Source organism: Paenibacillus sp. VTT E-133291, assembly GCF_002264395.1.
GTDB classification, from domain to species: domain Bacteria; phylum Bacillota; class Bacilli; order Paenibacillales; family Paenibacillaceae; genus Paenibacillus_AQ; species Paenibacillus_AQ nitricinens.
This window is the reverse complement of sequence record NZ_NFVA01000033.1, coordinates 54018-66121: the sequence shown is the minus strand read 5'-3', so window position 1 is coordinate 66121 and position 12104 is coordinate 54018. Positions and strand designations below refer to the sequence as shown.

The following is a 12104-nucleotide window of genomic DNA, read 5'->3' as shown; positions in this document are numbered from 1 at the left end:
CGGCGTCCTTATAAGGACGGTAAGCGTTTATTCGAGAAATATAAGACTTAAAGCATAGGTACATAACTTATACTTTCTTATATTTTAAAAAATTCAGGGATGTGGAAACTTTAATGGTGAATAATTCAGCATATACACTTTATTTACGTGAGGATTGGAAAAAACTAAGCGATTTCACCGCTATCCAATTATCAGAAGAAGAGCTTAGTGATATCCAAAGTATTAACGATAAAATTTCGATTGAGGATGTAAATGAGGTCTATCTTCCTCTGTCCCAGTTGATATATTTGCAGCTTCAAGCCTCTCATACCTTTAAAGATTCTATCAATCACTTTCTTAACAACGATCTTAAAAAAGGTCCATTTATCATAGGCATCGCCGGAAGTGTCGCTGTTGGCAAGAGTACAACCGCTAGACTTCTTCAGAAGCTCCTTTCTCAATTACCTTCCCATCCAAAAGTTGATTTAGTTACAACGGACGGGTTCTTACTTCCCAATGCCGAGCTGGAAAAGCGTGGAATCATGAAGAAAAAAGGATTTCCTGAAAGCTACGACACACGTAGTTTAATTTCATTTTTAACTAAAGTGAAGTCTGGTGTTTCAAGTGTTCAAAGTCCTGTATACTCGCATCTAACTTATGATATCGTGCCAAATGAATTTATTACGATCGAGAACCCGGACATCCTAATTGTTGAAGGGTTAAATGTTCTTCAGACTAGTTTGACGATTAATCAATGTGTGCCAAACTATTTTGTATCTGATTTCTTTGATTTTTCAATTTATGTGGATGCTGATGTGAATAATATTGAGAAATGGTATATTGACCGGTTTATTAAACTTAGAGATACCGCCTTCCAGGATGAGCAATCTTATTTTAAAAAATATGCGCAGTTATCACTAGAAGAATCTATCGAGATCTCGAAAAGAATATGGAAAGAAATCAATTTTGAAAATTTGATACACAATATTTTGCCTACCAGAAATCGTGCAGATCTTATTCTATTTAAAAATAACAATCATCACATAGATCGCATTAAACTCCGAAAATAAATCAGTACTCTCACAAACCAAGTCTCTGATTTGCAGAGCTTGGTTTTTTTATGTATAAAAATTGGGTGAATATCGTAGGTGTAATGCCATTATCCTCTCGCCAGGGCAAACGTATACTGTGGTACATTCGTACACTAATGTAGAGAGAGGATAAATCAAATGATCGAAATCGCCTTAGCCTTTCAAGATAAGGATGGAAAATATGCAGAGCATGCCGGTGTCGTTTTAGCGTCAGTTTTTCATCATACAAGTTCCCCAATCCATGTTCATATTTTACATGATGCCTCTTTAACCGAAGTTAACAAACGAAAGCTCACCAGATTAACCACTAAACATCAGCATACGATTAGCTTTTATCCGATTACTTTACCCGAAGATATGCTCCAGGTTCTTGCCAATATTAATGCTATCGATATGTGGACACATGCAAGTATGTACCGGTTGCTGCTTCCCGCGTTAATTCCTGCTGACAAAATTATTTATCTGGATTGTGATGTATTGGTAAACATAGACATCGCGGAGCTGTGGCAGGTCGAGCTGAATGAAAAATATTTAGGGGCGATTTGGGATCAGGGCATTATGGATGTTGCACCTATTGTGAGCGCCAAAGGGCTGAATCCTGAGATTTATTTTAATTCTGGAGTGATCGTATTTGCTTTGAATAATATCCGCCAGAATACGAACTGGTACCAAGAGATGCTGAACTTCTTGCGCACTTTCCCTGATGTCACCATGCCTGATCAGGATGTTCTAAATGCAGTTTTTGGAGCGAATTACCTCCCTCTCGATATCCGTTTTAATTCATTTAACATGGCCATCCCAGATCATGACTACAATAATAAAATTGTCCATTTTGCCGGGGATGAGAAATGCTGGAATAAAGATTCCTCAGGATTTGCGCTGTATCGTAAGTTCCTGAATCTAACCCCTTGGAGAGCTTTTAAAGCCAAATTAAAACGAAGAAGACGGAAGGTCAGCTATGTTAAGCGGCGGTTTATACGAAAAAGTAATAGACGAATCATATATAGACGTAGAATTAAAACGATTCGCACAAGAATCTCACCCCTTTCGCTGTTTCAATTGAAATTAATTAGAACGATTAGAAGAAGAAAAGGGACTGTAATCAATACAAGAATACAAAACCAACGACGCATTAAACGCTAAAAAGCAGCCCCTATTGAATAGGGACTCAGGCTCTCGAGAAACCCAAGGTCATCCAATGAAATGGGTTTCTCGTCATTCTGAAAAACGGCATCTCTGCCGTTTTTCTTGAACATGATCGTATAAAGATCCTTTTAGTTCACTTTAGTAAAAAACCATTTCTGAGCATCGCTTCCATTATCCGTCCACTGCTGAACCGCTGCGCCATCTGCCGTTGAGGCTCCGTTTACATCCATAGCTAATCCACTCACTTTAGAAATTAGTTTGTAATAGCCACCCCCTACATCTACAATACTCCACCGCTGAGCGTTGCTACCATTATCATCCCACTGCTGCAACTGTACACCGCTGGTGGTTGATGAGTTTGGCACATCCAAGACTTTTCCACTATGCACTGCTGTCAGCTTATAGTAGCCGTCTCCTGTACTTTCCACCTTGAATTTCTGGTTATTAGCTGTGTAATTGGTCCATTGCTGCATCTTCGCCCCACTTGCTGTGGATACATCCACTACGTCCAGAACCTTGCCACTAGCCTTGTCGGCTAAGGTATAAATCCCGCCACTAACGATGCTTGAGGTAGGCGCGGATTGATACACACGTACATAATCAACCAGCATTTGCGCCGGGAAAGCAGTTGAAGCGTTTGGACTTCCAGGCCAATTCCCACCAACAGCAAGGTTTAGCAGGATAAAGAAGGGTTTTTGGAACTCCTCCGTATTGCCCGTTCCATTCTCAATATAAAAAGCATTAAATTGGTTGCCATCTACAAACCACTTGATATAATTCGCATCCCATTCAACGCTGTACACATGGTATTGAGAGAAATCCAGATTTCCGGATACCTGCCCATACTCGGCATGCCCATTGGCATCCCAGTGTACCGTCCCATTAACAAAAGCATTATTGTTCACACGTTCCATAATGTCTGTTTCACCGGATTTAGGCCAACCTACTGTATCAATATTTGATCCTAGCATCCAAAATGCCGGCCAGAGTCCTTGACCCGAAGGCACCTTGATTCTAGCTTCGATTTTCCCATAGGTAAAACTTTTGAGTCCTTGTGTTTTAATCCGTGCAGAGGTGTAATTCATTCCACCGTAGGATTCTTTTTGCGCTGTAATCACCAGATTCCCACCCGTAACTTGCAGGTTCTGCGGACGACTAGTATAGTACTGAAGTTCATTGTTACCCCAGCCACCGCTCCCTGTGCCGATTTCAGCCGACCAATTATTCGTATTCAGAGAATTCCCGTCAAATTCATCGCTCCATACCAGATTCCAGTTAGAAGCTGCACTTGAATTACCAGTAGGCACTAGAGCAATCATGAGTGTAAACAGCAGAAATAGACTTAGCATTTTTCCTTTTCTCAACATCATCGTCTCCTCCTAATAAATAAAAAAATTATAGGACACTGGAATGCTTAAGACGATATCTGCCCAGGGTCAGCCCAATAGAATCACCTCTTTGATCTTATTGATTTCATTGCACGGCGCGCTCGCACATTTGAAACCGGTTTCGTTTTTAAAAAAAACAAAACACTATCCCCAAAACCAGCTATTACAGCCAGCGTCAGGTTAACGCATCACTTCATTTGCAGTGTACGTCTTCTCTATCCGTAATATGCCAAGATTTCAACCTTACTTATGTACTTTAATCCCATAGCCACTTCCTAGTTTACCTCCTGCAATTAAAAAAGCTTTTGCACTCCGTTGCAGTTGAGTGTTCTCTACGTACTCTTGAGGGGTCATACTTAGTTTACTAAATATTCTTTCTTCTGCTTCCTTGGAACTTTTGTCGACTTCATAAATGTAGAACCGACTTTGAAACTTAATAATGTTCGATTCTGGGTTCAATACCTCCCTTAGTTCCGGATCAAGCAGCCATGAATGACAAATAAACACTGGAGTTATTCCTCTAAAAAAAGCTCTGGCTAACTGAAAGGATTCCTCCACACTTTGAACTGATAAAGGCTCTCCTGCTGGAATATGCACATTAAGCACGAGTTGATTGGTAAAGATTGTATAACCATCAACGACTAAATCACGGTCCATCGCAAAAGGTTGAAATTGCATTCTTCCCAAACGAAATAACCGAAGCTGAACATGCTCTTGCAGCCAGTTATATTCTTCAATACCATACTCTCCGTAATCACGCATACATTGCATGCACCAGATCTGAATATCTGAGAATGTATCATAATAGATCTCGTCCTCAATGTTACGAATCCGATACTCTTCATAAGCATCTACTGCGAATCTCACAAATAAATATAATAACAGCTTTCGATAGCCCTCCGAGAGTTTCACGGATTCAAAAAAAGAAAATCTATCAAAGTAAAAATGTTGTTTATAAACTAGATATTCATCCTCTTTCAACTGAAACTCATAAACTTGCTGTCTAGCCGCTGGATCAAGCTTTATCCCTTCACACAATGCTCTGATATTCACTAAAAAACCTCCTTAGTTCCTATGGAATGCCTATAACCGCTCTTTACAAAAGAATATCTCACTATTACTCATTTTTTCACATAATAAAACAAAGAAACGGCATTTTCGCCGTTTCTTTGTTTTATGGATGGCCAGGGCTCAGAGCCTGTTTTACTCCAATCCATGCTCCTTGCGGATGTTATACATACCTTGAACAAGCAGCTCGGAAGGATCCCGATTCAATTGCAAGTGCGTTAACAATAAATGCAGTGGAAACGCACAAACGTTATTCCCATCGCTTATCGCTGGAAATCCAGCCTCAAAAACCGGACCTAGTTTTTCGTTCCAAGCTAGACCAACATGTACATCCTCTGGCGCAAATTCTTCGGTGATTTCTTTAATACATTGCGGAACTAGCTCATTGTCTATGATCGCTTTAGCTTCTTCTTCACTTGAAGGCGGTTTTGGAAGCGTTTTGCCTCCCTCAATCTTCATCAGATCAACAAAGAATGAAGCCATCCATGCTGCAGGGTCCTTACCCGATTGAAATCTTGCAATCAATTCACGCAGAAAAAAGCCACAAGAATAGACATGGTCTAACTCAGACTTTACGTGAAAAACAAAAACCGGGCCGTAGGCCTCCATATTCAACACTTGTCCTTCAACGTCTTGAAAGTGCACTCTCAAAGCTACGAGACCGTTATGATGAACAGCCATCACTAGCTTATTCATATCCTCCTCAGACATTTCTGGATCATTGGTTATTTCCTCGTTCTCATTTAATGTTTCTTCGTTCTCATTTGTTATCTCATTGGTCATTTTAAATTCCCTCCCGCTCCTATCATACCATCTAGTGAATTGAACTGACACTTTAATAATAGACAAATTATAGTTTCAATAACAATTTAGCCAACCCGTCACAATGACTGGCCGGCTCTAACTACCTTACATTATCTTTACGCTGCCCCCAGAAACGAAGATCTATATTCACATCGATATTTTCCTTATCTAGAGAATTCTCCGTCAATGTAGTTCCGTTATCTTGAAATTGTTTCCAAATTTTGTTGTTTCTTTGAAATAGAATCAGTGACAATTGATAAGGATCAGCTCCAATAGCTACAGCTGACCGGAACGTGGATAACAGTTCGTCTCTTAGAGAATCCTCTGTTAACTTTTGTAATTCCGCTACTTCTACTTTCTTGTATATACTTTGCACCATACCATGTGCTTTTATTTTAATTCCATACTTCATTCCATCTTTAGTTGGTATAAGCTCTACAGTGAATCGAGGCTGTTGCAGCATCACACTCCCCACAGGATCATCGTGAGGACCAACGATGACGGGTGCCTGAGTATTCCTATCTGCGAGCCAACGGATTCCTAAGAGCTCCTTCCGCTTCTTCCAGCCTTTGCTCTCTTTATTCTTAATGAGAAAAGCTCCGTCGATCTCGAGTATAGGATGCTGCCTCATATCCTCGCTCCAGTTGGCACTCGTAATAGATAGTGTGGGAAGCACTGCAGTAGCTGCTTTTTCCCTGTAGTGAATTATAAAATCATTAAACTGCGTTGGACGTATAAATGAAAGCTGCTTATAGCTCTCCATTGGCTCATGTAGCAAGGAATGCAGAGGTGACAGCTTGAAAAACGGTGTTGTTGTAAACAAATCCTTCAGATCTCCATGCGTACCATAAACCCACTTAGTATACCTGATTTCCTCTGAACGGTTTGTAATATCAAAAACCTGTTCCATTCGTTCAGGCTCCAGTACAGACTCTGTCAATACAAGAGCTGTAACCTGAACCCAGGACAAATACTGCTGATTCGTCTTATAAATATCCAGCAGAGCATCTGCTAAATTTTTGCCACGGCCCTTTCCTACCCACACCGGTATCTCCTGCGAAGCTCCCCCTCCCTCTTGCTTCGCAACACTAGAAAAATCAAGCATTTGAGCATAAATAATATATTCCCCATCTTTGTAATCAACACCGATGGCACTTATATAGTTTATATCCTGAACCTCGCGGATATCCCAACAGCCAGTCAACAACAGGGAGAGAGAGATCATCAGAATGTATAATCCTGCAACAGAACGAATCATAAAGAACCACCCTTTTTCCGTAACCCGGGAAGCCTCATGAAATTACGCAGGATCTTTTGGATAGAAAAGGGTGAGAAGGGTGCCAAAAAGGGTTGCCCAAATGGCCGATGACTAGAGGTGTAAAGAATGAGAAAAAAAACTGAAATAAAAAAACCAAATAACCCAAGTACAGAAGAAAAAAATAGCGTAAAGATCCTCATCAGGGTCTGACTATATACAAAATCCTGATTAGCAAGTGTTGCACCAGCAACAAAGGACATGGCAGCAATAACTGTCACCGTTGGCGAGAATAGTCCACCACGTATAGCTGCATCTCCTATGATAATCCCTGATACAACCGTTATAGTTCCACCAACTGAGGAGGGCATTCGGCTCCCGGCCTCACGAAGCAGAGACATTAGAAAAAGGATCAGGAGCATTTCAAAGGCACCTGGAAAAGGTAAACCCAGTCGAGTATTCGCTACGGTGGACAGGAGTGAAAATGGGATTTGATCTTGATGATAGGACATCAAGGAAATATAAAATCCTGGCAAGAAGATGGAAATGATAACACCAAGCAAGCGTAGAACACGCCATGGAAAGGCAAAATAAAATGGAAGGTGAGGATCTTCAGCAGAAAATAACAGCTGCATAAAACTAGCTGGAGCAATCAGTGCAACTGGATTTCCATCGAGGATCAGAATGAGGCGGCCTCTCATTAAGGAATCATGGGTGAAATCAGGCCTACCGCTATAATCAAATATAGGGAGTAATGAGAACTTATAAGGGGATATATGCTCTATCAGTTCTCCAATGCCTGATGGTGCATCACCAGTATAGCTGTTTAACCTGTCTTCAATTTCCGTAACCATCTCCGGAATTACCCGCTCCTTCAGATAGAGCACCCCCACATTTACGCCAGCAACTTCTCCTAGCGTGTATGAGGTATATATCAAATCCGTTGTCTTTAATCTTTTACGAATTAGTGCTACATTTACCTCCAGACTTTCTACAAAGCCATCCCGCGCACCTTTAACGGAAATTTCAGTGCTGGCATCCTCAGGTGTCCGATTGATGTTGCTTGGAGCGTTAAAAGCATAACAGTCACTTTGGTCTGGAAACAAAAGAACCGCATAACCAGAAAATACATTTTGAATAATACTTTTTTCATCGGCCGGCAATTTCTTTAATGATAGTTGAGCTTCCAGTTGGGTTGGTTTAGCAGGCTGCTGATCGGTTAAGGATTGGCCCCATAATCGATGGATAACCGGTAGGAAAGTCTCTGAAATCGTCACAGAATCGCACATCATTTTATCAAAAATGAGAATTCCCCACGGCTTATCCCCCACATTATATCCGGGATAGATTTTAAAGTGAACGTCTTCACAATCCTTAAACCGTTGCTTCAAGCTTTCTTCCGTGACAATCATGATGTTTTCCCTCCTAAGTCGGAACTGGTTGGTTCTGAACGACCGATAAACAAATACAAAAGTACAAGCAGCACTGTTGTATATACGGTAGAAATCACAAGAATATGATCGCCAATGTAATGATACATTCGCAGATTACTAAGTGGCATAATACACAAACCCGCCATCAGAACCGCAGAACAAAAAATTCCGACTAAACGTTTGGAAGCAGGAAATAGATACTCTGACATTAGGTACATACAAAGTGAAATGGAGATATACGCACCGCTTAACCATTGAAAGATAGAAAGAAAATCTACATGCTCGATAAATTTACCGAGCTTCACCAGCCTCCATTGTTCATACGCCGGGTAACGTTGAATTCTCATCTCTTCGGGCCCAAATTCGGAGATTCCAGCCATGGTCGGACCAAGCGTGAGCATAACCAAAATAAAATGAAAAGCGGCAACAGTGAGCAGTTTGGGATTTTTTTTAAGATGCGGGCGAAGAAAGATCACTAATATAAATTGTGTAAAACCCCCAAGTATCGCTGGCAATCCATGTAGTACTGGTGTAATTCCATCTTCTAAAACAGGTAACAACATATTATAATTCTTATATTTTGCATTGGAAAATGAAACAAAAAAACCCAATACTACAACCATAGGGAGCAGAATACCCGCAGCGGTACCTATAGTTAGGATACCTGAATACGCTGTAGCCACACATAGCAGAACTAATACTAATGTTGTAACCGTTACAGGGGTTTCTAGTAAGTACGTAGATTTGGTCCAATCAATAACTTCCTTTAAAGTATAAAGGGCAAAGAAAAATAAATATAAACTTATCATGCACATTACAAGTCTTCTAGCCCACTTACCACTGCCTTCATCTATGGCTAATTTCAAGGTTCTATTCCCTATTTTTTTCATAATTGCATATAGAAAAAGTACCCAAGGAATAAATATGATAGCCCCCAGGATCACTGTGATCCAAGCGTCTCTCCCCGATTTCTCCAGCAGCACAGGGATAATCATTACGTGATTGGTTAGTCCTGCGGTCAACATCATCAGCATAAATCCTTGAGATACTGGAATCCCACGACTTCCCGGCACATACATCCCCCCAATTCTTTCTAGGAATAACCTGTGCCAACTGATTACAATTTATACATCTTCTCCATTCGACAAACCGCTAATCATATCCACCCAGTATGATCTCACTAGAAACTCCAAGCTTTAATGTTGATTCTCCAGAAATAGGTCCCCGAAGGCATTAACATCCTTTGAAGAACCTATGCCACTATTGTATTCCAGCCAGCCTCTACGCCCTTCGCCGTCATTATCATTGACCAGCAGCGAAAACTTAAGCTTCATTCCTTGCTTCACATGGTTAATGTCATGGCTCAGTTCACGCCAGGGTATGGCTAATTCGTAGCTGGTTGTTGAATCTGAGCGACTCACCGCATACTTTAGCTCTAGGGCATCATTTATATTGAATCCCCTTGGGGTTAACCAGCGCCACTTCAGCAGATTCCCTGCATTTCCCCGAGCCACGCCTAGTTCATGATACTCCGAGGGTACCGTTCCATCTATGTTTGCAATACCAATGCCGATCTGGATGCTGTCTCCACTCCAAATGACATCATCCGATGCCGACTGTTCATGCTTGTCATCTATAACTTCTACCCCTAGATAAAGGTTATCCTCATCCCAAGCTAAGGAACCAGTCGCACTGATATCCTGCTCACCTCTCCAACCACTGATTTTGATATCCTTCACATTAAAGCGAGCCTGATCACTCCAATCTGATAGGTTACCATTGATTTCAACGGGCTTACTGAGTTTTGGCAACAACAGTGCGTTAAAGGAATCTAACGTCGACTGCAATAGATTACCTATGTCATTATAAGATTTAAGCGTCCGTTGTCCTCTAGCAAGTTCAGGAATCTCTAACCGCACACTCTTTCCTGGTTCTAGGTTCTCCACAAAAGAACTAAAGGTACCTTGCGTAGAACGTCCTGTCTCATAATCCGCTTCCACTGAACCATTGAAATTGTTCGAAGACTGATTAGTAACATCCATATGAGTTCTTATTTCCTTGGCAGCTTCATCATAAAATGTCTCATATTTCACCGTCAACGGGTCGATTACGTTAACATTGACAGCGAAGCTCATTTCCGTTTTTGGATCTTCGCCTCGTGAGACAAACAGCGTATCATTTCCTCGCACCAAGCCTTCCGGAACCTGTATCCGAAGTCTGTCTGCTTTCTCTTCACGAAGTTGCCATCCCTCGGGCAAATCGATGTTGATCAACTCCTTCGAAGGCGTATGATAGACCTCGGGTAGCTTAATATCAAAAGCATCTCCGGAAGCAATCGAAAATCCGGAATTCTCCGGTAGCTTCGCAAGATCAGAACTGTTCATGACATTCCATAGAAAATGTGTTGTCGTCTCCATAATTTCATCGATGTATTTATCATTCTTGTAGTCATGTCCGACACCTTCCATGGTGAGCAGATTATGATACACCCCCTTCTCTTTCAGCTGTTCGGCCAATTCAACACTTTGCTGGTACGGCACCAGTTTGTCTATCGTTCCATGAATGATGAGCACCGGCGGCAGCTTACTGTCCGCACTTTTCGTCAGATCACCACCATAAATATCAACAATAGAAAATATAGGTTTAATGATGGAAGGCTCCTGTGATACATATTGATTAACAAAGTTTATGGCTAGATGCCCCCCTGCTGAATCACCGCCGATCACAATACGGCTTGCATCCATTCCATAATTCTCTGCGTTATCATTGATCCATTGGATCACATCGCTTACATCTTCATAAGCGTCATTAAGCGTGCGGGTGAAATTAGTAAATGGATCTTTTTTCAGCCTATAATCAATGGACAATACCGCATATCCACGCTTGGCCAGTCCCGTAGAAAAGTCCGCTGCATCGTACTTCCCTCCTTCTGTGTACCCTCCACCGTGAATGAAAATAAATACAGGTCTCTTCATGTTATGATCATCAGACGGCTCGTATAGATCAAGCTTCAGAGGTTCTACAGCATCTGTCTCATTTTTCTTACTCGCATACAAAATATCTCCCTTCACTGTAACTTTATAAGCGGGAGTCAAGTATTGAACCGGAATTTGTTTATTGTTGACAGTAACTTTTATCGCTGTTGCGCTACTGTCAGTAGTATTCACATTAGCCACTCCTTTCCCTTCTTTTTCTAAAGCGCTCATATTCTCTCGGTTATGCAGTAACAACCAGGAACCTAGAACGATTACTAGGATCGTAAGAACGTAAACAAGCCTACGCTTCATTATGACAACCTCCCAGAATGATTTTGGATTTGAAAAAGTAATATACTTCCAATATCTTCATTCTAGAATTCAAGGTAGCGTTTAACAATTATGTATTCCTTCGTGAATTAGGTTTAATATTACGAACTTTTAGTGAACAAGAAAGCGTATAATTAAGTAGAATCGGCTTTGTTATAGAAATAGATAGAGGAGGACATTACAATCATGAAGTTGAGCATGAATTGGGTAACGCTTAGGGTGCGCGATCTGGAGGCTTCCCTTGATTTTTATAACCGGATTCTGGGGCTTCCCATTGACCGCAGATTTGAGAGTAGAGGAAAACAAATTGTTATGTTAGGCACAGTGGATCAGCCCAAGATCGAGCTTATTCAGGGTAGCGATCCGGCACTGAAGCCTGAATGCGGCGTTTCTATTGGTTTCGAAGTGGAATCGCTCGACGATGCCATAGCGTATTTGAAAAACCAAGGCATCCCCGTCGCACGCGGACCGATCACGCCAAATCCTCATCTGCGATTCTTATATATACTGGATCCAGACGGCTTTGAGGTACAGTTAGCGGAGCATAGCTAGACTAGCTTTTTTCAAACCAAAAGAGGAGTGTCCCATTAGCCATGAAATGGCCGCTGTGACACCCCTCTTTTTGAATATGATGT

The 12104-nt window shown here is 41.3% G+C and carries 10 protein-coding genes; 3 read left to right on the top strand and 7 right to left on the bottom strand.

Going from position 1 to position 12104, the window contains the following annotated elements:
- Positions 1-113 precede the first annotated feature (113 nt).
- Positions 114-1049, top strand: a complete 936-nt coding sequence (gene coaA / locus CA598_RS14985) for a type I pantothenate kinase (protein ID WP_094877019.1) — start codon at positions 114-116, stop codon at positions 1047-1049.
- A 159-nt stretch (positions 1050-1208) separates the two neighbouring features.
- Positions 1209-2213 carry a glycosyltransferase family 8 protein gene (locus CA598_RS14980; RefSeq protein WP_094877018.1) on the top strand — a complete coding sequence of 335 codons (1005 nt, stop codon included), beginning with the start codon at positions 1209-1211 and terminating at the stop codon, positions 2211-2213.
- A 131-nt stretch (positions 2214-2344) separates the two neighbouring features.
- On the opposite strand, the gene CA598_RS14975 is transcribed toward CA598_RS14980, so the two are convergent.
- From CA598_RS14975 to CA598_RS14945, 7 genes are all read right to left on the bottom strand, one after another.
- On the bottom strand, positions 2345-3583 hold the full coding sequence (locus tag CA598_RS14975) for an RICIN domain-containing protein (RefSeq protein ID WP_094871470.1): 1239 nt from the start codon (positions 3581-3583) through the stop codon (positions 2345-2347).
- Between the two features lie 264 nt (positions 3584-3847).
- Complete coding sequence (locus CA598_RS14970) at positions 3848-4657, bottom strand: acyltransferase domain-containing protein (protein WP_094871471.1); 810 nt, start codon at positions 4655-4657, stop codon at positions 3848-3850.
- Positions 4658-4807: 150 nt separating this feature from the next.
- Entirely contained in the window at positions 4808-5455 is a 648-nt protein-coding gene (locus CA598_RS14965; RefSeq protein WP_094877017.1) for a hypothetical protein, read from the bottom strand.
- 121 nt (positions 5456-5576) lie between these two features.
- The gene (locus CA598_RS14960) at positions 5577-6734 is read right to left on the bottom strand and encodes a Ger(x)C family spore germination protein (RefSeq protein WP_094877016.1); all 1158 of its coding nucleotides are present in this window, start codon (positions 6732-6734) and stop codon (positions 5577-5579) included.
- Entirely contained in the window at positions 6731-8143 is a 1413-nt protein-coding gene (locus CA598_RS14955) for a spore germination protein (protein ID WP_094877015.1), read from the bottom strand. The genes CA598_RS14960 and CA598_RS14955 overlap by 4 nt, the downstream gene beginning before the upstream one ends.
- On the bottom strand, positions 8140-9243 hold the full coding sequence (locus tag CA598_RS14950) for a GerAB/ArcD/ProY family transporter (protein WP_373455829.1): 1104 nt from the start codon (positions 9241-9243) through the stop codon (positions 8140-8142). Before CA598_RS14950 ends, CA598_RS14955 begins: the two co-directional genes overlap by 4 nt.
- A gap of 117 nt (positions 9244-9360) precedes the next feature.
- On the bottom strand, positions 9361-11451 hold the full coding sequence (locus CA598_RS14945) for an alpha/beta hydrolase fold domain-containing protein (RefSeq protein WP_094877013.1): 2091 nt from the start codon (positions 11449-11451) through the stop codon (positions 9361-9363).
- Positions 11452-11655: 204 nt separating this feature from the next.
- Here CA598_RS14945 and CA598_RS14940 point away from each other — a divergent pair, with 204 nt between their 5' ends.
- On the top strand, positions 11656-12021 hold the full coding sequence (locus tag CA598_RS14940; protein WP_094877012.1) for a VOC family protein: 366 nt from the start codon (positions 11656-11658) through the stop codon (positions 12019-12021).
- Positions 12022-12104: the final 83 nt, after the last annotated feature.

Excerpts from the sequence above, each read along its gene's own strand:
- coaA (WP_094877019.1), top strand. The coding sequence starts at position 114 with ATGGTGAATAATTCAGCATATACACTTTATTTACGTGAGGATTGGAAA.
- CA598_RS14980 (WP_094877018.1), top strand. The coding sequence starts at position 1,209 with ATGATCGAAATCGCCTTAGCCTTTCAAGATAAGGATGGAAAATATGCA.
- CA598_RS14975 (WP_094871470.1), bottom strand. The coding sequence starts at position 3,583 with ATGTTGAGAAAAGGAAAAATGCTAAGTCTATTTCTGCTGTTTACACTC.
- CA598_RS14965 (WP_094877017.1), bottom strand. The coding sequence starts at position 5,455 with ATGACCAATGAGATAACAAATGAGAACGAAGAAACATTAAATGAGAAC.
- CA598_RS14960 (WP_094877016.1), bottom strand. The coding sequence starts at position 6,734 with ATGATTCGTTCTGTTGCAGGATTATACATTCTGATGATCTCTCTCTCC.
- CA598_RS14955 (WP_094877015.1), bottom strand. The coding sequence starts at position 8,143 with ATGATTGTCACGGAAGAAAGCTTGAAGCAACGGTTTAAGGATTGTGAA.
- CA598_RS14950 (WP_373455829.1), bottom strand. The coding sequence starts at position 9,243 with ATGTATGTGCCGGGAAGTCGTGGGATTCCAGTATCTCAAGGATTTATG.
- CA598_RS14945 (WP_094877013.1), bottom strand. The coding sequence starts at position 11,451 with ATGAAGCGTAGGCTTGTTTACGTTCTTACGATCCTAGTAATCGTTCTA.
- CA598_RS14940 (WP_094877012.1), top strand. The coding sequence starts at position 11,656 with ATGAAGTTGAGCATGAATTGGGTAACGCTTAGGGTGCGCGATCTGGAG.